The 21,892-nt window shown below is 51.6% G+C and carries 14 protein-coding genes, 18 tRNA genes and 2 riboswitches (1 of these 34 cut by a window edge); of the genes, 27 read left to right on the top strand and 5 right to left on the bottom strand.

Going from position 1 to position 21,892, the window contains the following annotated elements; translation table 11 throughout:
- The first annotated feature begins 158 nt into the window (after positions 1-158).
- The 20 genes from CGZ75_RS24205 to CGZ75_RS24110 all read left to right on the top strand — a co-directional run bounded on the left by CGZ75_RS24205 (position 159) and on the right by CGZ75_RS24110 (position 5,973).
- Positions 159-234: transfer RNA gene (locus tag CGZ75_RS24205), tRNA-Ala, on the top strand.
- Positions 235-243: 9 nt separating this feature from the next.
- A tRNA-Asn gene (locus tag CGZ75_RS24200) sits at positions 244-319 on the top strand.
- A 3-nt stretch (positions 320-322) separates the two neighbouring features.
- Positions 323-410: transfer RNA gene (locus CGZ75_RS24195), tRNA-Ser, on the top strand.
- Between the two features lie 18 nt (positions 411-428).
- Positions 429-516, top strand: a tRNA-Ser gene (locus CGZ75_RS24190).
- A 19-nt stretch (positions 517-535) separates the two neighbouring features.
- Positions 536-610 (top strand) — tRNA-Glu (locus CGZ75_RS24185).
- Between the two features lie 4 nt (positions 611-614).
- Positions 615-690 (top strand) — tRNA-Val (locus tag CGZ75_RS24180).
- A 10-nt stretch (positions 691-700) separates the two neighbouring features.
- Positions 701-777: transfer RNA gene (locus CGZ75_RS24175), tRNA-Met, on the top strand.
- 5 nt (positions 778-782) lie between these two features.
- A tRNA-Asp gene (locus CGZ75_RS24170) sits at positions 783-859 on the top strand.
- A gap of 10 nt (positions 860-869) precedes the next feature.
- A tRNA-Thr gene (locus tag CGZ75_RS24165) sits at positions 870-942 on the top strand.
- A 15-nt stretch (positions 943-957) separates the two neighbouring features.
- Positions 958-1,033, top strand: a tRNA-His gene (locus CGZ75_RS24160).
- 12 nt (positions 1,034-1,045) lie between these two features.
- Positions 1,046-1,117, top strand: a tRNA-Gln gene (locus CGZ75_RS24155).
- 6 nt (positions 1,118-1,123) lie between these two features.
- Positions 1,124-1,196: transfer RNA gene (locus tag CGZ75_RS24150), tRNA-Lys, on the top strand.
- Positions 1,197-1,213: 17 nt separating this feature from the next.
- Positions 1,214-1,299 (top strand) — tRNA-Leu (locus tag CGZ75_RS24145).
- A gap of 45 nt (positions 1,300-1,344) precedes the next feature.
- Positions 1,345-1,428: transfer RNA gene (locus CGZ75_RS24140), tRNA-Leu, on the top strand.
- A 6-nt stretch (positions 1,429-1,434) separates the two neighbouring features.
- Positions 1,435-1,509, top strand: a tRNA-Gly gene (locus CGZ75_RS24135).
- A gap of 4 nt (positions 1,510-1,513) precedes the next feature.
- A tRNA-Arg gene (locus CGZ75_RS24130) sits at positions 1,514-1,590 on the top strand.
- Positions 1,591-1,600: 10 nt separating this feature from the next.
- Positions 1,601-1,677 (top strand) — tRNA-Pro (locus CGZ75_RS24125).
- 5 nt (positions 1,678-1,682) lie between these two features.
- Positions 1,683-1,756, top strand: a tRNA-Gly gene (locus tag CGZ75_RS24120).
- A gap of 268 nt (positions 1,757-2,024) precedes the next feature.
- Entirely contained in the window at positions 2,025-2,555 is a 531-nt protein-coding gene (locus CGZ75_RS24115) for a sugar-binding domain-containing protein (protein ID WP_089526967.1), read from the top strand.
- Positions 2,556-2,622: 67 nt separating this feature from the next.
- On the top strand, positions 2,623-5,973 hold the full coding sequence (locus CGZ75_RS24110; protein WP_176445006.1) for a golvesin C-terminal-like domain-containing protein: 3,351 nt from the start codon (positions 2,623-2,625) through the stop codon (positions 5,971-5,973).
- A gap of 105 nt (positions 5,974-6,078) precedes the next feature.
- Here CGZ75_RS24110 and CGZ75_RS24105 read toward each other — a convergent pair whose 3' ends face one another.
- Positions 6,079-7,434, bottom strand: coding sequence for a dipeptidase (locus tag CGZ75_RS24105; protein ID WP_089526965.1), 1,356 nt, complete (start codon positions 7,432-7,434; stop codon positions 6,079-6,081).
- Between the two features lie 490 nt (positions 7,435-7,924).
- On the opposite strand from CGZ75_RS24105, the gene CGZ75_RS24100 reads away from it, so the two are divergent.
- Positions 7,925-9,319, top strand: a complete 1,395-nt coding sequence (locus tag CGZ75_RS24100) for an AAA family ATPase (protein WP_176445005.1) — start codon at positions 7,925-7,927, stop codon at positions 9,317-9,319.
- Here CGZ75_RS24100 and CGZ75_RS24095 read toward each other — a convergent pair.
- The 4 genes from CGZ75_RS24095 to gcvT form a co-directional block, all read right to left on the bottom strand.
- Positions 9,316-10,149 carry a lipoyl protein ligase domain-containing protein gene (locus CGZ75_RS24095; RefSeq protein ID WP_089526963.1) on the bottom strand — a complete coding sequence of 278 codons (834 nt, stop codon included), beginning with the start codon at positions 10,147-10,149 and terminating at the stop codon, positions 9,316-9,318. The genes CGZ75_RS24100 and CGZ75_RS24095 overlap by 4 nt on opposite strands.
- A 136-nt stretch (positions 10,150-10,285) precedes the next feature.
- A complete protein-coding gene (gene gcvPB, locus CGZ75_RS24090) occupies positions 10,286-11,821 on the bottom strand; it encodes an aminomethyl-transferring glycine dehydrogenase subunit GcvPB (RefSeq protein WP_245851135.1) in 1,536 nt (511 codons plus the stop codon).
- Entirely contained in the window at positions 11,818-13,197 is a 1,380-nt protein-coding gene (gcvPA, locus tag CGZ75_RS24085) for an aminomethyl-transferring glycine dehydrogenase subunit GcvPA (protein ID WP_089526962.1), read from the bottom strand. Before gcvPA ends, gcvPB begins: the two co-directional genes overlap by 4 nt.
- Positions 13,198-13,217: 20 nt before the next feature.
- Complete coding sequence (gene gcvT / locus CGZ75_RS24080) at positions 13,218-14,333, bottom strand: glycine cleavage system aminomethyltransferase GcvT (protein ID WP_089527002.1); 1,116 nt, start codon at positions 14,331-14,333, stop codon at positions 13,218-13,220.
- A 114-nt stretch (positions 14,334-14,447) separates the two neighbouring features.
- A riboswitch (glycine riboswitch) is annotated at positions 14,448-14,573 on the bottom strand.
- Positions 14,574-14,576: 3 nt separating this feature from the next.
- Positions 14,577-14,678, bottom strand: a riboswitch (glycine riboswitch).
- Positions 14,679-14,846: 168 nt separating this feature from the next.
- Between gcvT and gcvH the strand changes: the two genes are divergently transcribed.
- The 6 genes from gcvH to CGZ75_RS24050 form a co-directional block, all read left to right on the top strand.
- Positions 14,847-15,236 carry a glycine cleavage system protein GcvH gene (gene gcvH, locus CGZ75_RS24075; protein ID WP_089527001.1) on the top strand — a complete coding sequence of 130 codons (390 nt, stop codon included), beginning with the start codon at positions 14,847-14,849 and terminating at the stop codon, positions 15,234-15,236.
- A 289-nt stretch (positions 15,237-15,525) separates the two neighbouring features.
- On the top strand, positions 15,526-17,001 hold the full coding sequence (locus CGZ75_RS24070; protein WP_089526961.1) for a DHA2 family efflux MFS transporter permease subunit: 1,476 nt from the start codon (positions 15,526-15,528) through the stop codon (positions 16,999-17,001).
- Positions 17,002-17,143: 142 nt separating this feature from the next.
- The gene (locus CGZ75_RS24065) at positions 17,144-17,671 is read left to right on the top strand and encodes a TetR/AcrR family transcriptional regulator (RefSeq protein ID WP_089526960.1); all 528 of its coding nucleotides are present in this window, start codon (positions 17,144-17,146) and stop codon (positions 17,669-17,671) included.
- 92 nt (positions 17,672-17,763) lie between these two features.
- On the top strand, positions 17,764-18,267 hold the full coding sequence (locus CGZ75_RS24060) for a DUF4188 domain-containing protein (RefSeq protein WP_089526959.1): 504 nt from the start codon (positions 17,764-17,766) through the stop codon (positions 18,265-18,267).
- A 462-nt stretch (positions 18,268-18,729) separates the two neighbouring features.
- Positions 18,730-20,475: an ABC transporter ATP-binding protein gene (locus tag CGZ75_RS24055; protein ID WP_089526958.1), complete on the top strand. Its 1,746-nt coding sequence runs from the start codon at positions 18,730-18,732 to the stop codon at positions 20,473-20,475.
- 48 nt (positions 20,476-20,523) lie between these two features.
- A protein-coding gene (locus CGZ75_RS24050) for an ABC transporter ATP-binding protein (RefSeq protein WP_089526957.1) crosses the window boundary here: on the top strand, positions 20,524-21,892 show its 5' portion. It continues 677 nt past the right edge of the window; the window shows 1,369 of its 2,046 coding nt (coding positions 1-1,369); the start codon lies at positions 20,524-20,526; its stop codon lies off the right edge, out of view.

Genomic DNA, 21,892 nt, shown 5'->3' with positions numbered 1-21,892 from the left:
AGGTTCGAGGTGGAAGCGCAGCAATGCGTGCAGCTGACGAATACTAATCGGTCGAGGGCTTATCCAAATCAGTGAAGTAACAGCCGGTCAGCACGGCATATCGTTCGATCCAGTTTTCAGGGCGCAAGCTTTGAGAACTTAAGGCTTACATATTATATGGGGCCATAGCTCAGCTGGGAGAGCGCCTGCCTTGCAAGCAGGAGGTCAGGAGTTCGATCCTCCTTGGCTCCACCAAGCACATATTCCCTGATAGCTCAGTTGGTAGAGCACTCGACTGTTAATCGAGTTGTCACAGGTTCGAGTCCTGTTCGGGGAGCCATAGGGAGAAGTGTCCGAGTGGTCGAAGGAGCACGATTGGAAATCGTGTATACGTTAATCGCGTATCGAGGGTTCGAATCCCTCCTTCTCCGTAGCAAGTTTCATGTTTTGGAGAGATACCCAAGTGGCTCAAGGGGACCCTCTGCTAAGGGGTTAGACTGCGTAAGTGGTGCGAGGGTTCGAATCCCTCTCTCTCCGTTCTTTCTCAAATTAATAAGGCCCGTTGGTCAAGGGGTTAAGACACCTCCCTTTCACGGAGGTAACAGGGGTTCGAATCCCCTACGGGTCACCATTATGGAAGCTTAGCTCAGCTGGGAGAGCATCTGCCTTACAAGCAGAGGGTCGGGGGTTCGATCCCCTCAGCTTCCACCATTTATACTACCGCGGGGTGGAGCAGTCCGGTAGCTCGTCGGGCTCATAACCCGAAGGTCACAGGTTCAAATCCTGTCCCCGCAACCAAATATGGAGCTGTGGTGTAGAGGCCTAACATGCCTGCCTGTCACGCAGGAGACCGCGGGTTCGAATCCCGTCAGCTCCGCCATTTATTCTTTGCCGCTGTAGCTCAACTGGTAGAGCAACTGACTTGTAATCAGTAGGTTGGGGGTTCAAGTCCTCTCGGCGGCATTGAATTTTTTTGCGGCGATCGTGGCGAAGTGGTTAACGCACCGGATTGTGGTTCCGGCACTCGGGGGTTCAATTCCCCTCGATCGCCCCATTTACTTCTTGGTGGGGATTAGCCAAGCGGTAAGGCAACGGACTTTGACTCCGTCATTCCTAGGTTCGATCCCTGGATCCCCAGTATTAAGAGCCATTAGCTCAGTTGGTAGAGCACCTGACTTTTAATCAGGGTGTCGAAGGTTCGAGTCCTTCATGGCTCACTTTCTTAACTTAATATGCGGTTGTGGTGGAATGGCAGACACGCTATCTTGAGGGGGTAGTGGGCGTACGCCCGTGGAGGTTCGAGTCCTCTCAACCGCACCATTTACCTTTCGCCTTGCCAGGCGAAAAAAGAATACTTTTTTACATGCGGTCATGGCGGAATTGGCAGACGCGCTAGATTCAGGTTCTAGTGTCAGCAATGACGTGGAGGTTCAAGTCCTCTTGACCGCATCATCTGCGGAAGTGGCTCAGCGGTAGAGCATCGCCTTGCCAAGGCGAGGGTCGCGGGTTCGATTCCCGTCTTCCGCTCCAATATGTGCCCGTAGCTCAGCTGGATAGAGCATTTGACTACGAATCAAAAGGTCGGGAGTTCGAATCTCTCCGGGCACGCCATTTTTAATCTCGGGATGTAGCTCAGCTTGGTAGAGCACCTGGTTTGGGACCAGGGGGTCGCATGTTCAAATCGTGTCATCCCGACCAGTTTTGCGGGTGTAGTTCAATGGTAGAACTTCAGCCTTCCAAGCTGATAGCGTGGGTTCGATTCCCATCACCCGCTCCATACGTATAATTACTAAGCCCTTGCGCCGCAAGGGCTTTTTTTGTTTTTTTAACATTGACTTAAAGTGCTTCTATTCGGAGAGGGCTTTCTAGTCTTTCCTGTGCAGGAGAGAACAAGAGGACCGCAGGTTATTTTTTATATGGTCTTGAAATTGAAGTCATGGATTAAATAAAGCGCTCTCAATAAAATGAGTATAGTTTGACAAGTCCTTCCATTCACGGGTGAGAGGGATCTCTTCAAACATTCCATATGAGGAAGGGGAATATTAATGAAGCTTTTTGAAAGCGTTCTATCTGCTCGCTTATGTGCAATACTTTTTTTTGTCCTATTATTCGTGATTCACGATGGCCTGGCTGAAGCGGAAGGACCAAATCCAGCTTTGGGAGAGAGCAGAATTTCGCTTAACGGGACTTGGAAGTTTGCAACGGATAGCACCGATATAGGCGTGAGCGAACAATGGTTTACCCCATCTTATGATGTGTCGAGTTGGGACTCGTTGAAAGTGCCAGGAAATTGGGACACTCAAAATGAATACAGCGAATATAAGGGGACAGCATGGTATCAGCGTACGTTTGCCATACCTGCGGATATGCAGGGAGCCCCGGTTCGATTGAATTTTGGAGCGGTTTCCTATGTATCAAGCGTGTGGGTTAACGGTGTTAAAATCGTCAGCGATCATAAAGGGAGCTACGGTGCGTTCGAGGCCGATTTGATCCATAAGCCGGACGGAACGCCGTTGCTGGATTCGGCAGGTCAGTCGCTACTTAAGTTACAATGCCCCGAACATTGTCGTAGTTAAAGTGAACAATGAAGCCGAATCCTGGGACCAAAGCGCCTGGTGGCATTGGGGGGGAATTAGCCGGGACGTGGAGCTTGTGATTAATCAAGATGCAAGAATACAATACCAGCATATTACCGCTACACCGGACTTAAACGTTGGGACGGCAGCTATACAAGTGAAATTAAAAGCCGTTAATTCATCTTCTGCAACAAAAACAATTTCAGTTACCTCTAGCATTTATGATAAAAAAACGGGGAGTCTCGTATGGAGCTCTGTCGATGATCCCGCATTTACAACCTCAGCTTCCATTACCGCAAAAGAAAGTCAAACCCTCAGCTTGCAAACAACTTTGCCTGCCTCTCTCGTTAAACTGTGGAATTTTGATACACCCAATCTCTATCGAATGGAAACCGAGATTCGCGAGAGTGGTGTACTGAAGCATAAACTATCAAACGCCTTCGGTATCCGTAAAATTGAGTGGAATTCTACTCAATTCAAAATAAATGGCGAATCGGTACGCCTTGTTGGCGCAAACCGTGTTCCCGATGACCGCGTTAACGGAAATACAGAGCCAAACGATTTAATTATGCGCGACCTTGATATGATGAAAAAATCCGGTGTGAACATGACGAGAATTTTTCACGGTCAACAGGACCCGAATCTGCTGGATTATGCCGATGAGATCGGGATGCTTATCGTTGAGGAAATTCCCTTCTGGGGACAAAGAGCTCCCACGTACCCATCCGGGTATCCACTTGCTGAACAATGGTTACGCAGTATGGTTGAAACCGATTACAATCATCCCAGCATTGTTGGCTGGAGCGTGGCTAATGAAGTCGCGGGAAATAACACAAGTGTAGATAACTTTGTGCAGGATATGTTCAGCTTTGTCCGGCAAATGGACAATACTCGGTTTCTGACTTACGCCAGCAATCAAGCTGTTTATGGCAATGACGCTTCAAGATTTTCGGATATTATTTTTATGAACATGTACGGAAATAACAAACAAGTCGAAACCGTGGCCAGAAACTACCCCGGCAAGCCGATTTTTGTGTCTGAGTACGGTATTTCACAGACAGGAGAGGATCCAGACAAAAGTTTTTTTGATCCAGCCAATATTCTTAACGCTTATAAGCATATGCCCCAAGTAATCGGCGCATCGGTCTGGACATTCAATGATTATCGAAGCCATTTCAAAAATAGTGCCGCCTCACAAAATCGAACCTGGGGAGCGGTGAACGTCTGGAGGGACGAGAAAAAATGGTTCGAAACATTCCGCGATACGAATAGCCCCGTTAAATCAATGAGCCTCGTGCAATATTCGCAACAATTTGCGACAGGCTCGGAATTAGTGACCGAGTTAATCTTATCGCCAAGAGCTGTGCTGGATTTACCCTCCTACACGATGAAAGGGTACAAATTGAAATGGGAAATTTATGACCGCAACAATGAGGTGAAAGACGGGGGCATTACGGATTTGCCGGTCATTGAGCCGGGAGATCCGGCATGGTCGACCTATGTTTCCTGGAGGGTGCCGGCAGCCGGCCTGCTGAAACAGCGGTTCACCGTTATTTCGCCAACACAATATGAGATCAAGTTGAAGGAAGTGTATTTTTCCGTGCCAGGCGCTCCTGTGATTAAAGAAGTCGTTGCCGCTAGCGGGCAGGTTCGGGTCGTGTTCAATAAAGTGTCCGGGGCTCAATCCTATAAGGTGAAGTACGGAACTTCATCATTAACAAGTGAGACGGCTTCGACAATCAATGATTTTATCGATATTACCGGCTTGATGAACGACACGCCTTATCAATTCTCTGTTGTTGCTTCCAATGGTGTCGGAGATGGAGTTGAATCCGCTATTGTTAGCGGAACCCCACAAGCGGAATATACGCTGCTGCCTCCGACGTTGTGGAAAGCGGTCGGTGTGGACGGAGGATTCTACGTCGGATACACAAGCGCGCCGGGGACTTTTACAGTTGAGGAAAACAACAAAACAACCTATACGATTCAATTTGGCACTTCAAGTGGTAACTACACGGAAACTCGGAGCAATATTACGAACTACGGAGCTTTTAACGTAATGGGGCTAACAAATGGTACAACCTATTATTTCCGGATCAAAATGGATAAGGACGTTAGCGGGATTTATTATGGCTCCAGCAATTGGTCCCAGGAAATTTCGGTTACACCGACAGCGGATTCTGCACCTCCGGCCAATCCGGTTTTATATTCTGCGGTTAGCGGCAATGGCGAGGTGTCCTTGCACTTTAATTATGTGGAAAACACGACGGGGTACAGAGTGCAGTACGGTATTTCGCCAGGATCGCTTACCTCCTTGCTCGACATCAACTCGGCCGATTCCGGTCAATATACGGTCACAGGACTGACCTATGGCACGAAGTACTATTTTGCCATAAGCTCGCTGAACGGCACGGTCCAGTCTGGCGCCTCCAATATTGTATCCGTGACTCCGGAGCAACGGATTATTCCGACGGAGCCATTGCAGGTATTATGGAAGGATGACTTTGAGGATCGCGATACTCAAGGCTGGACTGCGGACAGCGGTACCTGGTCTGTCGTGACCGAGGCAACTTACGGATACAAGCAATCTTCGGAAGCGGCAAGCGAGGGTGTAACAACGGTCGGCGATATCGCATGGACGAACTACGAAGTGCAAGCCGATGTGAAGCTCTTGTCCCGGACATCGACAGCGGCGACCGGCATTGTCGGGCGTTATCAGGACAATAACAACTATTATTATTTGCGCTTGAATGCGGGAGAGAACAGGCTTCAGCTGCTGAAAAAAGTAAACGGCACGTTCACGATGATCTCGAATCTGCCGCAGACAGTTTCGCTTCAAACGGTGTATAATCTCAAGCTATTGATGATGGGCAGCACGATTAAAGGGTATTTGAACGGAGTTGAGAAAATATCCGTAACGGATACGAGCCTGACGGTTGGTAAAATTGGAATAAGAACTTACAATCAAGCTGCGATCGTGGACAATGTTGAGGCGAAGGGAGTTCCGGTAGTTGTTGTTGTGGATAATGAAAACCCGGAATTTACGGCTAACGGAGATTGGACGGTCAGCACCTATGACGCTGGTTACTACGGCAACAATTATATGCATGATGGAGCGCTGGGGGCGGACCCGAGCCAATCTGCTGTTTGGACTCCAACCATTACGGAGGCAGGCACCTACAAGGTATATATGAGATGGACGGCTGCTGCCAATCGCCCGACGGCGGCTCCGCTGGAAATTAAATATGGAGGAATTATAGATGCTTCCAAAACAGTAAATCAAACGAAAAACAACGGTATATGGGTTGAAATAGGAAGTTATTATTTCACCTCTTCCGCAACGGACAATGCCGTTAAGCTGATTGCTTCCAGCTATGGGTACACAATTGCCGACGCGGTCCGTTTTGTAAAGCAATAGACGTTTGGGATAACTTGTAGAGCAACTGGCGGCGATTTTCCATCTCAACGACAAAACAGCCTGGTCCATCGAGGGACCGGGCTGTTTTTGTTGCGACTATCGATTTTACAGCGATTTCAGAAACTGGACGATAGTGAGCAGACCTTTATCGAAGTTTTCCAAATTGAAATGCTCGTTAGGTGCATGGAGGTTCTCGTCATCCAGGCCGAAGCCCATCAGCACAACCGGGGATTCCAATACTCTTGAAAATGCAGCCATGATTGGAATGGAGCCACCGTCTTTAGTAAATAAAGCTCGTGTGCCGTATACGCTGCCATATGCATCGGCTGCCTTCTGCAGAATTGGATGTGAAGGATCGATGTTGAACGCATTCGCTTTTTCCATCTGTTTCACGGTTAAGCGAACTCCCGGCTGCACGCGCTCGTTGAGATGCTTTTCGATGCGGTCCAGCGTCTTCTGCGGATCCTGCTCTCCGACAAGGCGGCAGGTGATTTTTGCATGAGCTTCCTTTGGAATGACTGTTTTGGAACCTTCCCCTTGGAAGCCGCCATAAACCCCGTTCAGCTCCAGCGTCGGGCGCGCGCCGACACGCTCCACGAAGCTATAACCTTCCTCACCGTACAGAGCCTCAAGTCCAAGGCCTTCACGGATTTTATTTTCGTCAACGCCTTGTTTGGAGAATTCTTCTCTCATCAGCGGAGATAGTTCCGGTACACCTTCGTAGAAGCCTTCAACCGCCACACGACCCCTGGAGTCATGCAAGGAAGCGAGCAGCTCAACGATCGCATGAAGAGAGTTCGGCACAGCACCGCCATAAGATCCCGAATGAAGATCGGTATTCGCGGTGTTAACGACAATTTCCAGGGAGCAGAGCCCGCGAAGTCCCGTGCAGATGGCTGGACGGCCGCGCTCAAGCAGCGAAGTATCCGAGACGAGCACCGCGTCGCAGCTCAGCTTGTCCTTGTTGGTTTCTAGGAATTTCGGCAGACTCGGGCTGCCGATCTCTTCTTCGCCTTCCAGACAGAGCTTGATGTTGACCGGCAGTGTGCCTTCTTCGCTCAGAATGGCTTCAATCGCTTTGATATGGATAAAAACCTGGCCTTTGTCGTCTGTAGCTCCGCGTGCATATATCTTTTCATCCCGGATCTCAGGCTCGAAAGGCGGCGTTTTCCATAAATGCAAAGGATCTACAGGCTGCACGTCGTAATGTCCGTACACAAGCACGGTCGGTTTGCCCGGCGCATGGATGTAATCGGCATATACAACCGGATTGCCGACGGTAGGCATGATCTCGACGTTATTGAGACCTGCACGAGTGAGAGATTCCGCAAGCCAAGAGGCCGCGGTGGTAATATCTCCGGCATGAGACGAGAGCGCGGAAATGCTTGGAATGCGGAGCCACTGTTTGAGCTCTTCCAGCTGCGCTTCCCGGTGGGATTGGAAATAGGATTCATAGGACATCATTATGTACCTCCTTGATTAAAACGGTTTGCCGCAGGGGAAGCGGATGTTTATATTATACCCTTTGCAGGTAGGTTAAAGAAGCGGACCGAGCAACGCGTTAGAGCAGTCGGGAGCAGCCCGAATAGGGTGGAAACACCAATGAAGAACTCGGGTTTGGGATAAAAAAGACTAATCCATTTTCTACCGGTTGGAGTCATTGACTGGGACGAGCCGCTAGCCATAAAATACAGGTAACTACTTAATGAGGGAGGCTGATGGATATGATGATTTTAATCGGAGGACACCACATAACTGAATCTGCTCGCCGGGGGGTTATCTCCGGAGGTCTCCACGGACTGGTAAATTTGCCGAGTTAGCGAAGGGTTCGCAAGGCTGATGATAGATGTCAGAGCCGGCGGGACGCTAACGGCATGTTTTCCCACCAAGTCACGGACAGGAGTCCGTGGCTTTTTATTGTTAAAAAATATGATTAGAAAAGGTGAATTCATTGATAAATGATTGGAACTTCTACGGCGGGAATGGAGGGGAAACCTCTTCGCTTCCATCGTCATTAACTGCCTTGACGGGATCGGCCTTGGCCGCTCATTCCTCGGCTTCAAGCCTAGCGGTAAGGTCGCTTATTGCAGGAGACTTTGCCGGTGGAAGCCATGGTACGTCCGAAGGTTATTGGAATGAGCATCGCCAGTTGCTTCGTACGATTCGTGATTTGCTGCAAAATCGCTACGGTCATGATTACGCCGTTTACAAGGATGAGGATGAAGTGGAACTGTACTGGAGTATGCTGAAACATGATGTAAAGGAAGGCTTCGATGGACTTCAGGTACTGGCGCGGATATATGAAACGATGGAAAGCAGAAGTGTAGAGCGGCACTCAGCAGACTTCCGAATCTATCCATCGCTGGACAATCATCTGTTTGCCTATCCAGATTGGAAAGTGGCGCTGGCGCGAGTTCCAGTTCCGCGTATGTTCGGGCAATCGGCCATACCTTATCTGTTCGCAGAAAGTGATGAGGCGTTGCGCCGCTTCCTGCTCCATTTTAGGGAACGGAGCCGCAGCAATGTGACGGGCCAACTGCTTCTATTCACGGACGGACAGGATGGCTTGATTCGGGAAATGGTGCCTAATGACTCTACTGCTTTTGAGCAGCAGTTGAAGGATCCGCTGCGAGTGGAGTTGGAAGGAAGCGTCTGTCGATTTTTCAGCTCGGCACGGGATTTTTATGAGCAGTTTGGCATTGCTTATCGGAGGGGAGTGGTACTGTACGGCAAGCCGGGCAATGGCAAAACAAGTCTCGCCAGATCGCTGGCGGTACATGCCGAAGTCCCGGCCATTTGCTGGCAGATGACGGAGCATACGAGCAGCGAGAGCATTCGCGAAATATTCCGAAGCGCAGAAGAGTTGGCGCCCATGCTGCTTATTGTGGAGGATCTTGAGTGTCTGAATCCGACTCTGCGTTCTGTATTTTTGAATGAGCTGGATGGCATGCACACGCGGGAAGGGATTTACATGATCGCGACTACGAATTATCCCGATCAATTGGATCCTGCACTGCTGGGTCGTCCGGGGCGGATCGATCGGGCTTATGAGATGACAGAACCCTCCAAGGAAAGCCGTTTAGCTTATTTGCAAAAAAGAGGGCTGGGACAGTTGATCCGTGCCGCTGAGCTGGAACTGATAGCTGGGCAGACGAGCGGGTTCTCTTATGCTCAAATGGGTGAGCTGTATACAGCAGCGGTTTTCTGCTGGCATGAGACCGGTACGGTGGATGCCTTTGAGCTGGTGCATTCGATCCGGCAGGAAATCGACAAAAGCAAAACCGGAGCCTGGCTTGCGGCATCCGGTTCCGGTAAAGTCGGTTTTTTTGCTAACAATCCGCTCTAGCTGTTGCCAATGGGATAACGGGCACGTAGCGTTGTGGCGAGAGTACGTATTTCCTCTACATCTGGCATTCGGCCCTCCGGCATGCGGGAATCCTCCTCGCTGCGATTCCCGATGGCAGCGGAAGCGGTCGCTTCGGCGAACATGCGGGCGGAGTCCGGCCACAGTCCGGCCAGCTCCTCGAGGCTGCCCATCGTCTGTGCCTGTACCTGAGGGTAGCTGATGCCATGCGGGGAACCACCGGCAGCCGTATCATAAAAATGCCGGACGAGATGGCCGCGTTCTGCACCAGATCCACCGGCGTTGACGAATGCCTGAATAATGAAGGAACGCGATAACCTGCGCTGAGCGATGCCGCAAAACTTGCGCCCCCCGATACTCAGGTCGTAGTCGCCTGGGCAATAGGCTCCAGCGATCTCGCCTTTGTCGACCTGCACACCAGTGTCCTTAAGCGCCGCGGAGATCAGCTCATACATGAGCTGAAAGTCATCGTTGAAACGCGCCGACAGGGCCCCGTCCAGCGGTAGAATGAGCGACAGATTGACAACGCCGGGGTCCAGCGGGACAGCGGCCCCGCCTGAATTGCGCACGGCGGTTGATAGCCCGAGACGCTCCAGCTCACGTGCGGCCAACGCGGCCTCCGGCAGCCTGCTGTCACGTGGTCCCATGACGAAACCGAAAGGGTGGCGCCATATATGAAGGATGGGGATACCATCGGCTCCGGTGCGGCGGCAGAGTAGTTCATCTAGCGCGAAGGAATGAAGGACATCGGATTCTGCCCAATCGTCCATTCGATCAAGTAGCAGCAGACCGGGATAACGGTTTGAAATCATAGCAATATATAGTCCTTCCTATAGGTAATGAAGCGATTCTATCTACTTTATCATATCTTGCAGTAGAGCTGCCCATCAGCAGTCGCTAAAAAGCTCCACCGGAGGGTTCAGCCTTCCGGTGGAGCTTTTGTCATGGTTATCGACAGGAGCAATTCAGTACCGGCTTGCGCGCAGCCAATGTTTCATCGAGACGACGGACGACGGTTGTGTACGGAGCGTTCAACACAAGCTCCGGCGTATCTTGCGCTTCCTTAGCGATACGGATCATCGTGTCAATGAAAGCGTCGAGCGTTTCTTTGCTTTCCGTCTCGGTCGGCTCGATCATGATGCACTCCTCAACATTGAGCGGGAAATAGATCGTTGGCGGATGGTAGCCAAAGTCGAGCAGCCGCTTGGCAACGTCCAGCGTGCGCACGCCATATTGCTTCAAACCGCGTCCGGACATGACGAACTCATGTTTGCAGACGCCTGGATATGGAATTTCGTATGCCTCTGACAGACGAGCCATCATATAATTGGCGTTCAGCACGGCGCATTCCGATACACGGCGCAGTCCCTCCGGACCATAGGTGCGGATGTAGGTGTAGGCACGGACGAGAATGCCGAAGTTGCCATAGTAGGATTTGACACGGCCAATCGATTGCGGACGCTCATAATCAAAGAAATAACTGCCGTCCTGGCGCTTGCTGACAACCGGCTTGGGCAGGAACGGGATCAAATGCTGTTTCACTCCGACCGGCCCGGCTCCTGGACCGCCGCCGCCATGTGGTGTACTCATCGTTTTGTGCAGGTTGAGATGCACGACGTCGAAGCCCATATCGCCGGGGCGGGTAATGCCCATAATGGCATTGGAATTTGCTCCATCGTAATAGAGCAATCCGCCTGCCTCATGCACGATCGCGGCAATCTCTTCGATCTGTTCCTCGAATAGGCCGAGTGTACTCGGATTGGTGAGCATGAGTGCTGCAGTATCTGGTCCGACGGCGGCTCGAAGCGCATCGAGATCAACAAAGCCGCGCTCGTTGGACTTAATCGTAATCGTATCGAGTCCTGCGGTTGTGGCGCTGGCTGGATTCGTACCATGCGAGGAGTCGGGGACGATGACTTTTGTACGCGTCTCACCGCGACTTTCGTGATAGGCGCGGATCATCATTAGGCCGGTCCATTCGCCATGGGCGCCGGCAGCCGGTTGCAGCGTGACGAAGTCCATGCCTGTCAGGGCGGCCAAGTCATTTTGCAACGTGTACAGAAGCTCAAACGCTCCTTGCAGACTTTCTTCCGGTTGATACGGATGGATGCGGGCAAATCCGCTCAGGCGCGCCGCGTCTTCGTTGATCTTGGGATTGTACTTCATCGTGCAGGAACCAAGCGGATAAAAGCCGTTGTCGACGCCAAAGTTGCGACGAGATAACTCGGTGTAATGGCGGATGACATCGACCTCGTACACCTCTGGCAGCGAAGCGGGTTGCTTGCGCAGCAACGCTCCGGGAATGAGCGATTCCAGATCATCGTCAGCCGGCACATCGCAGAACGGGAGGGAATAAGCCCTGCGGCCCTCGCGGCTTAGTTCAAAAATAAGGGCTTTCTCCGGTTTTACATCGGCGGCTCCCGCTCGGCGAAGCTCAGTCAGCACTTCAGGAGTTGGGCTCGGGTTGCTTGTGCTCATGCTCATACGTGAACCACCTTGCTCAGCCTGCCGAGAGCGGCGGCGAATGCGTCGATTTCCTCGCGGGTTCTCTTCTCGGTAACCGCAACGAGCATATGGCCTTCCAACTCTGGATAAGCCCCGCCTAGGTCATAACCGCCAAAGAAACCTTCCTGTAAGAGACGCCGATTAAGTTCAGAGACGTTAATTCCATCCGGCAGACGCAGGACGAACTCATTAAAAAACGGCGTTTGCGGCTGCCAAGGCAGCGAAAAGCCTTCAAGCGCTCCCAGCATACGAGCTCCATAATGCGACTTGCGGATATTGAGCTCCGCCGTGTCACGGATGCCCTGTTTGCCCATTACGCTGAGATAAATGGAAGCGCAAAGCGCAAGTAGCGCCTGGTTGGAGCAAATGTTGGACGTCGCTTTCTCGCGGCGGATATGCTGCTCACGAGCTTGCAGCGTCAGCACGAAGCCGCGCTTGCCGTCCAGGTCTTTCGTCTGGCCGACGATCCGGCCGGGCATCCGGCGCATGAGCGGCTCGGCGACGGCGAAAAAACCGCAGGTCGGGCCGCCGAGCGAGCTCGCAATGCCGAGCGGCTGGGCGTCGCCGACGACGATGTCGGCGCCAAGCGCGCCCGGCGATTCCAGCAGGCCGAGCGATAGCGGGTTGGCGCTGACGACGAGCAGCGCCTTGGCCGCGTGCACCGCCGGCTCGATGGCGGCGAGGTTTTCGATGCCGCCTAAGAAGTTCGGCGACTGCAGAAGCACAGCCGCGGTCGTTTCGTCGATGGCCGCGGCGAGCGCGTCCATGTCGGTCAGGCCGTCCTTGACGGCGACTTCGACGACGTCAAGACCGAGGCCACGGGCCGTCGTGCGCACGATTTCGCGCGCTTCGGGGTGAACGGCGCGCGAGATAACGATGCGTTTGCGGCGGGTGTGGGCGGAGGCGAGGGCAGCCGCTTCGGCGAGCGCCGTCGCTCCGTCGTACATGCTGGCATTGGCAACGGCCATACCAGTTAGCTCACAGATGTAGGACTGAAATTCAAAGATGGCCTGCAGCTCGCCTTGGCTTATTTCCGGCTGATAGGGGGTATAGGCCGTATAAAATTCCGAGCGGGATGCGAGATGGTTGATGACAACTGGGATATGGTGATCGTACAGGCCGGCGCCGAGGAAGCTGATTGAGCTGTCCTGATCAGCGTTGCGGCCCGCTAGTTGTTTGAGATGGCGAAGCAGCGCCCATTCATCCAGCGCACCCGACATAGGCAGCGTTCCCTCGTAACGGATGGAGGCAGGAATATCACGGAACAGATCATCTATGGAAGCGGCGCCGATCGTTTGAAGCATCTCAGTCTGGTCTTGCTCTGTCATGGGGATATAGCGATGCTGGCTGGTCATGAGGAAGATGTCACTCCTTGTCAAGGGCGGGCTGGAGCCGCTGTTCTTTTGTAAAATGGGGCAGGGACAACAATAGCTTTCAACCGCTTGCCACGGATCTCGACCTCAAGCTCCGTACCGATGGCGGCATATTCCGCCTGGATCAGTGCGAGGCCCAGATTGCGCTTCAGCGTTGGCGACTGGGTGCCGGAGGTAACTTCCCCGATCTGCGCATCCCCGGAGTAGACGAGATAATGCGAGCGCGGAATGCCGCGATCCAGCAGCTCAATGCCGATTAGCCGACGAGGGATGCCCGCTGCCTTCTGCGCAACAAGTGCATCGCGGCCGATAAAGTCGCCGCTGTCGAGCTTGACGAAGAAGCCAAGTCCGGCTTCGAGTGGAGAGATCTCGGAGGACAGCTCTTGGCCATAAAGCGGCAGCCTCGCTTCCAAGCGCAGGGTGTCGCGCGCTCCCAGCCCGATTGGCTCAAGTCCGAGCGGTATGCCGGCTTGCATCAATTCCCGCCACAGCGCGGCGGCGTCCTCCGCAGCAACGTACAGCTCGAAGCCGTCCTCACCGGTGTAGCCGGTGCGAGAAAGTAGCGTGCGGATGCCGCATACTTCTGCCTCGCGCAGGAACTGGAACGGACGCAGCGAATCGATCGGCGCTTCCGTGCAACGGGACATAATTTCCGTAGCGATTGGCCCTTGCAGCGCAAGCAGAGCGGTAATGTTGGAGCGGTCCTCAATCGTCACATCGCCAATTAGATGCTGCTGCAGCCAGTCGAAGTCTTTCTCGATGTTGGATGCATTTACGACGAGCATGTACTGATCCTTGGAGATACGATATACGAGTAAGTCATCCACAACGCCGCCGTCCGGGTAACACATCAGCGTATACTGTGCTGCACCATCCGTCAGACGCCGCACATCATTCGTTGTAACCCTTTGCAAAAAGTCGGCTGCGAATTGGCCGGTCACAATAAATTCGCCCATATGAGAGACATCGAACAAACCGGCCTTCTGCCGGACAGCCTCATGCTCTCGGATGATACCGCTGAATTGCACAGGCAGCTCCCAGCCGCCAAAGTCGATGCAGCGCGGCTCGCCATACTCGCCGTACAAGGAATGGAGCGGAGTGGTGCGCAAATTGGCCATAGGATTTCCTCCTCGCGGATTATAGCGTTGCAGCATGAGATGCAAAAAAGGACAGCGCAGGAAAATCACCACTGCAACATGTCTAAGCGACATGCTGCCTGCTGATATCTCCTGCTCTGTCCTTTGTACCTGAGAGTTACCCCGCGCCAGCCAGCCATTCATACGGTCAAGCGGCAACGAGTTTCCCCTTGGGTGACGATCGGCCTGGATGTTCATCCGGCTTGCTCGTTCTCTCCAGAGGCGCGTCCCGCAAAGGTCCTTTTGCCTGAGAGATTCCCTTGAGCCCATCAAGGTTACTCCTTCGGCGCCGCCTTAATAACCGGCAGTCTCTCCCGCTGCGTTCATCCGCTTATTTAGGTTTCTTTTCCAGTTTGTCAGATGGGATGAGCCCCTGTCAATAAGCATTATGTCTAAAAGAACATGTCCGTCAGCTGTATTGACATAGTTATCCAACATCGTATACGCTTTCCGCATAGAAGGCCCATGGGCCAAGAGGGAAAGGATGAGCGTCCAGTGAGTGAGATTCGCCAAGGTTTAGGCTATACCGAGGAGCATGAATGGGCTGCGGTTACGGGCGAGAGCTCCGTTCGAATTGGAATTACCGATCATGCCCAGCATCAGTTGGGTGACATCGTATTTGTCGAGCTGCCCCAGGCAGGCGACAAGGTGGAAGCTGGACAACCATTAGGTACGATTGAGTCCGTTAAGACGGTGTCGGATCTGTATGCTCCGGTGAGCGGTACGGTCGTGAAGATCAACGAACAGTTGGGCAGCTCACCTGAACTTGTTAACACCGAACCCTACGATGGCGGCTGGATGATCGAGATCGAAATTGATGGAAGCGCTTCGCAAAAGGTTTCGACGCTGCTGGATGCCGCAGCCTACGAGAAGCTGATGGACTAACTGAAGAACTAACTGACTGCTCTTGGCACGGATGAAGTTTAACGTTGTTTAAACAGTAAAATATAAGAAGGAAATTTGTTCCATAAACCGCAGGAATAAATTTGAAGAGAGGGGGAATTTCTTCCTCTCTATTTTGCTTTTTTCACATTTTTAATGGTTAAATTTGATTTTAACCAAATCCTCAATTGCTCTTGCGGGTTAGAGTATGGTTAGATGAAGAGAACCGTTTTTAGGTTAAAACAGATAAAGGCAGCATACTGCCTAGGAGGGTACTACTGTGGAACACACAATGTCGGCGTCCGCTTCCCCGAAGGAAGAAGCGCCGCAATATAAGGCTGTGCCGATTATGGCTGCGCTGCTCATAAGCGGTTTTATTGGCATGCTTAGCGAGACAGGATTGAATATTGCCATTACCAAGCTCATGGTGATATTCAATGTTGAACCGGCCCAGATTCAGTGGTTAACTACCGGCTTCATACTTGTCCTTGCGATTATTACCCCAGTTTCGGGGGTGCTGCTGCAATGGTTTACGACTCGCCAGCTATTTGTTACTTCGTTATCTTTTTCAATTGTTGGTACACTTATAGCCGCATTGGCGCCAAGCTTCGAGGTGCTGCTGACCGCCCGCTTGATCCAAGCGGTGGGAACAGGTTTGCTGATCCCGCTTATGTTCAATACGGTGCTCGTTATTTTCCCTCCACATAAACGCGGAGCGGCGATGGGTATTATGGGACTTGTCATTATGTTTGCTCCTGCCATTGGACCGGCGATTGCCGGCATGTTTCTGGAATACTCCGACTGGACCGCGATTTTCTGGACCGCACTTCCGCTGCTGGTCGGCGCGCTTATCTTCGGCCTTATCTTCATGCGTAATGTGTCTGAGATAACACGCCCACGCATTGATATTCTCTCGATTTTGCTGTCGAGCATTGGCTTTGGGGGCATTGTGTTTGGCTTCAGCACCGCCGGTGAAGGAGATCACGGTTGGAGCAATCCTAAAGTTATTATCGGGATGATTGTTGGCGGAGTCGCGCTGCTGCTGTTTATTCTGCGCCAATTGCGGATGAAACAACCCATGATGAATCTGCGAGCTTTCCGCTATCCGATGTTTACGATGGGAACGCTGATCGTTTTTGTGGCGATGATGATTATTCTTTCCACGGTCATGCTGCTTCCAATCTATTTGCAAAATGGAATGGCTATGCTGCCTCTTGCAGCGGGCTTGCTCTTGCTTCCAGGTGGACTTATTAACGGCTTGATGTCTCCACTCATGGGTCGGCTGTTCGATAAACACGGTCCTCGCTGGCTTGTGATGCCGGGACTTGCACTCGTCATTGTAGTGCTTTGGTTTATGACTGGGATCGAGACGACGACGTCTAAGGGAGAGATTATTTTACTCCACTCTCTGTTGATGATTGGTATTTCCATGATTATGATGCCTGCTTCGACGAACGGGCTCAACCAATTGCCACGCGAGCTGTATCCTGATGGTACAGCGATTATGAACACGCTGCAGCAAGTGGCGGGCGCGATCGGTACCGCACTGGCGATCAGCATTATGAGCGCTGGCACCAAAGCTTACTATACCGACAACGGCAAATCGATAGAGGATTTGACGCTTGCGCCGCTTGCAATGACCCAAGGCGTTCAAGCTGCCTTTTTCATGACCATTATTTTTGCCGCACTGGGACTCGTTATTTCCTTCTTCATCAAACGAGTCAAGGTGGATCAACAGGACGGCGGCATGCAAGGACCAATGCATTAAACAATATCGAATATGATCCGACTGACACCCGCTTCCTTGCTGAAGCGGGTGTTTTTATGCCTTCATGTGTTGAAACAACTCTTGACGAAAAATGGAATTTGATTTATTAATTAATAAATAAGTGTCTGAAGGAAGGCAATCGATGACATCAGCGAAGGAAGAACAAACGACTGACCGCAAGAGGCAGATTATCGAAGCTGCGGCTGGGCTTTTTGCCCAGCAGGGCTACTACAAAACAACGACTGCGGATGTGGCCCGAACTGTAGGCGTTACGCAGCCGTATGTGTTTCATTTTTTCAAATCCAAGGAAGCTCTGTATTTGACCGTGTTGGGCGGAGCTGTGCAAGAGATTAAGAGTGCGTTCAGCTTAGTTGAAGCCCCAGCCGAGGAGCTGGAGGACGCGCTTGGCGGCGCATTCCACGGTCTGCTGACCGGCGGCTGCCGCAACGATGTGTTGTTGTGCATGACGGCCCAATCCATCTCGGACCCCGGAATTCGCCAGTACGTGCGGGAGGAGTTTCGGCTCATCCATTCACTCGTAGAGGAACGCTTCCGTCTGGCGGGATTTACGCAGCTTGAGGCTAAAGCTAAGGCGACTAATTTCATTGGTGTGGGTTTGGCAATCGCGCTTGCGGAGCTGCTGGGCCTGCAGGAAGAAATGTTATGTTGAATGAAGACGATTCGATTAGGTTTATCGCCGCTTAACTGTGGCGTTTTTTATAACTTTTATATTTATTGATTAATAAATAAGGAGCGGAAAAGATGAAAAACGTTAATCCAGGAAGATACTCATCAGAAATGGATGGATCGTTTGTTGTATTTATAATTGGAATGAGGATCAATAGACTAATGGCCATCCACAAGTGGCTGCCGGTTGTTCGGACTATGGGGCCAATGATTCGCGAGCTCTACGAAAAGCCTGATCTGGGTTTCATTAGCCACGAGATGATGTTAAGTGCCAGAGGGACGACGATGATCCAATACTGGCGTTCCTACGAGCAGCTTGAGCAGTATGCCCGTCAAGGGCATCATTTGCAAGCTTGGCAAAACTTTAATCGCTCGGTTGCAGCTAACGGAAGCGTAGGTATTTTTCATGAAACTTATGTCATCTCGCCAGGTCAATACGAATGCATCTATACCAATATGCCACCTGTGCTGCTTGGAAGAGCAGGTCGTTATTTGCCGGTTCACGGCGCCAGAGAAACCTCACGTCAGCGAATGGAAGGGAATATAGATACGGGTAGTGTAATCAATGGTGGAGAATAGATATAGCTATTTTAACTCTTATCCCGGCATTGACTAACGGACCTGAGCGGTGATAAATTGGCAAAGTGAACTCCAAATGCAGCTCAGCCGCTGCGGAGGAGACTAACCATTTTGGAGGAGGATTACGATGCAGATTAACTATCGAGTGGAACTAACAACTACATCTAGCATCAAACGTAATCCTGCAGCAGATTGATGAATTTCTGATCATTCCTGCGCATCGTTACGTTCCTGTAACCATGCGCTTCCATAACGCAGGCAGAATTGATCTCGGCAACGAACGGATTCCAGTCGGATTCCGGTTTCTGCCTAGGTTGATTACCGCCGCGAGGGCGTATCGCTTACAGGCGATGCGCCCTTTTTTCATGAAAGTTCGCAATCAGCCCGATGTACAGAAGGAAATATCGAAAGAAACCAGCTTGTCCAAACGGGATGGCGGTCAGGCGGGAGTGGAGGTGCTAAGTGTTTAGTGTAATTGGCAAGCTGAGCTGGTACTTTAAGCTCGAATGGAAAAGGTACACGATTGCAGTAGTATTGTTGACGCTAATTGGATTTGTTGAGGTTCTGCCTCCCAAGCTGCTCGGTTATACGGTGGATGGCATTAGCCAAGGGACGCTGACGGGGGACAAATTTTATTGGATCGTGGCCGGTTGGATTGCGATCACCATCCTAAGTTATTTTATTACGTATATTTGGATGTCACGACTGTTCGGCGGAGCCAACGTTTTGGAAAGGCTGCTGCGCGGCAAGCTGATGGGCCATTTTCTGAAAATGACCCCGACGTTCTTCGAGCGTAATCGTACTGGCGACTTAATGGCTCGCTCTACGAATGATCTATGGGCGATTTCCATGACAGCTGGATTCGGTATTTTGACTCTGGTCGATTCTACGGTGTTTATGCTGACGATCCTGTTCATGATGGCGGTATTCATCAGTTGGAAGCTGACGCTGGCAGCTCTGCTGCCGTTACCGATCATTGCCATCGTCATGGGCATATTCGGCAAGATGATTCATGAACGTTTTATCAAGGCACAGGATGCATTCGGTGAGCTGAACGATGAGGTGCTGGAGTCGGTAGCTGGCGTTCGGGTCGTCCGGGCGTATGTTCAGGAGGCGGCGGACCGGGATCGGTTCCATGCCAAAACGAACGAAGTGCTGAATCGCAATATCGCGGTTGCCAAAATCGATGCGCTGTTCGAGCCAGTGAACAAAATTCTGGTTGGACTCAGCTATATCATCGGCCTCGTTTATGGCGGAGTACTCGTTTTTCGTAATGAAATCACGTTAGGAGATTTGATCTCCTTCAATATATTCCTCGGAATGCTGATCTGGCCAATGTTCGCCATCGGCGAGTTGATCAATATGTTGCAGCGCGGAAGCGCTTCGTTGGATCGCGTCGAGGAAACTCTGGGCGCCAAAGCAGATGTCGCGGACAGCGGTTCGTTGATGAATGTTGAGATGCCCGAAGAAATAACATTCCGTAACCTGACGTTCCGCTATCCATCCTCACAGGAGGATAATCTGCGTGATATTAACTTCAGCCTGCCGAAGGGAGCTACATTAGGTGTAGTTGGACGTACCGGAAGCGGCAAAACAACGTTGCTGAAACAGCTGATTAGAGAATATCCGGCAGGTGCGGGAGAAATTACGATCAGCGATGTACCGATTGATCGTTTGTCTCTGGACCGGCTGCATGGCTGGATCGGATACGTGCCGCAGCAGCCGATTCTCTTTTCCCGTTCGATACGGGAGAACATTCTGTTCGGCGGCGAAGGGGCGACCGAGGAAGATCTTGAGCGGGCGTTAGTCCGTGCATCCTTTGCCAAAGATATTCTTTTCCTTCCAGATGGCCTGGAAACGCTGGTGGGCGAGAAGGGTGTCGCTCTCTCGGGTGGACAGAAGCAGCGTGTTAGCATTGCGCGGGCTTTGATTGCAGATCCGGAGATTCTACTGCTAGATGATTCTTTGTCTGCTGTTGATGCCAAGACCGAAGCGGAGATTATTGAAGGAATCCGTACGGAACGCGCTGGCAAAACGACTGTAATTACGACTCACCGCCTGTCTGCCGTGCAGCATGCGGAGCTTATTCTGGTTATGGACGACGGCCGGATCACGCAGCGAGGCACCCATGAGGAACTGCTGCAGCAAGGCGGTTGGTACCGTGAGCAATATGATCGGCAGCAGCTTGAGGCTTATGTGGAATCGTAGGCTGCTTTTGACAGGGAACTATTTTATGAATAAAGAAGGTGAGCAACTATGAATGACACGATCACAGCGACTCCTGGAACCGGGAAAAGGCTGTTCCGATATGCGCTTTACTTCAAGCGGCAGATTCTAATCGCTCTTGTACTGCTGACGCTTGCAGTCTGTGCGGAGATGGTCGGTCCTCTGCTTGCCAAGCGAATGATCGACAACAACATCCTCGGCATCGAGAAAACCTGGGTGCAGGTTACCGAAGGCACAGCCGGTTCCGTTCAATATGAGGGGCAAAGCTTCAAAAGGATTGACCGACTAGAGCCGGGAATGGGCGGGGAAGGAAGGCTTTCCATCGTCCAAGAAGGCATGAAGTTTTACTCCGTACCAATGGAACTGCCCGCAAACAGTGAAAAAAAGGTGCAGGACGGAGTGCTTAGGCTCACAGCTGAGGATGGAGGCATGACCTCCTACCCCGTGACTCCTATGTCTCGCGATGATGTGTATTCCTTTTACGAGCCGGAGCTTAATCCGCTCTTGCTGCAGGCTGCCGCCTATTTCGGGTTGCTCGTTATAGCCGCATTTTTCACCTATGGCCAAAAACTCATGCTGCAAACGACTGCGAACAAAATTGTGCAGCGCATGCGGGAAGATATATTTGCCCATACTCAGCGGCTTTCGGTGCAGTACTTTGACAACTTGCCTGCTGGCAAGGTCGTTTCACGCATCACTAATGATACTGAGGCAGTCCGCGAGCTGTTCGTCGCAGTACTGGCTAACTTCTTCTCCGGAATTGTCTATATGGTAGCCATTCTCGGCGCATTATTCATTCTTAGTCCGCAAATGGCACTGTTCGCACTGCCGATGTTCCCAATCCTGGTATTGTGGATCATTGTCTACCGGCGTGTCGCGGGTCGCTACAATAGCGTCATTCGCTCTAAGCTGAGTGAAATTAATGCGATGATCAATGAAACGATCCAAGGCATGAGTATTATCCGCGTGTTTCGTCGCCAGCACAGTACGGCGGAAGAGTTCAAACAGATGAACGAAGAGTTCTACTCCTATCAGATCAAGCTGCTCAAAGTGAACTCATGGACTTCTCACAACCTAGTTGGCGTCATCCGCAACATCGTGTTCCTTGCCGCGCTGTGGATGTTCTGGGGTGATGATCTCGGCAAAGCGGTCACGGTTGGCATTATGTATGCCTTCGTTGATTATATGAACCGAATGTTCCAGCCTATCGTCGGCATCGTCAATCAGTTGACCAACCTGGAGACGGCGCGGGTCTCGGCAGGACGGGTATTCGCGCTGTTGGATGAGCCGGGAACCGATGTAGACACCGGCAATATGCCTCGCTATAAGGGAGAGGTTGCGTTTGAGGATGTGACTTTTGCCTATAAGAAGGAAGAGTACGTGCTCCGCAATATTTCCT

Origin of the sequence: Paenibacillus herberti, assembly GCF_002233675.1 — a bacterium.
Classification (GTDB): Bacteria; Bacillota; Bacilli; order Paenibacillales; family Paenibacillaceae; genus Paenibacillus_O; species Paenibacillus_O herberti.
Note: the sequence above shows the minus strand (reverse complement) of the source record. Positions and strands in the feature narration are given on the sequence as shown.

Bases quoted from the DNA above. Each gene is read 5' to 3' on its own strand.
- CGZ75_RS24115 (WP_089526967.1), top strand. From the start codon at position 2,025: ATGAAGCTTTTTGAAAGCGTTCTATCTGCTCGCTTATGTGCAATACTT.
- CGZ75_RS24105 (WP_089526965.1), bottom strand. From the start codon at position 7,434: ATGTCCTATGAATCCTATTTCCAATCCCACCGGGAAGCGCAGCTGGAA.
- CGZ75_RS24095 (WP_089526963.1), bottom strand. From the start codon at position 10,149: ATGATTTCAAACCGTTATCCCGGTCTGCTGCTACTTGATCGAATGGAC.
- gcvPB (WP_245851135.1), bottom strand. From the start codon at position 11,821: ATGAGCATGAGCACAAGCAACCCGAGCCCAACTCCTGAAGTGCTGACT.
- gcvPA (WP_089526962.1), bottom strand. From the start codon at position 13,197: ATGACCAGCCAGCATCGCTATATCCCCATGACAGAGCAAGACCAGACT.
- gcvT (WP_089527002.1), bottom strand. From the start codon at position 14,333: ATGGCCAATTTGCGCACCACTCCGCTCCATTCCTTGTACGGCGAGTAT.
- CGZ75_RS24070 (WP_089526961.1), top strand. From the start codon at position 15,526: ATGTCGGCGTCCGCTTCCCCGAAGGAAGAAGCGCCGCAATATAAGGCT.
- CGZ75_RS24065 (WP_089526960.1), top strand. From the start codon at position 17,144: ATGACATCAGCGAAGGAAGAACAAACGACTGACCGCAAGAGGCAGATT.
- CGZ75_RS24060 (WP_089526959.1), top strand. From the start codon at position 17,764: ATGAAAAACGTTAATCCAGGAAGATACTCATCAGAAATGGATGGATCG.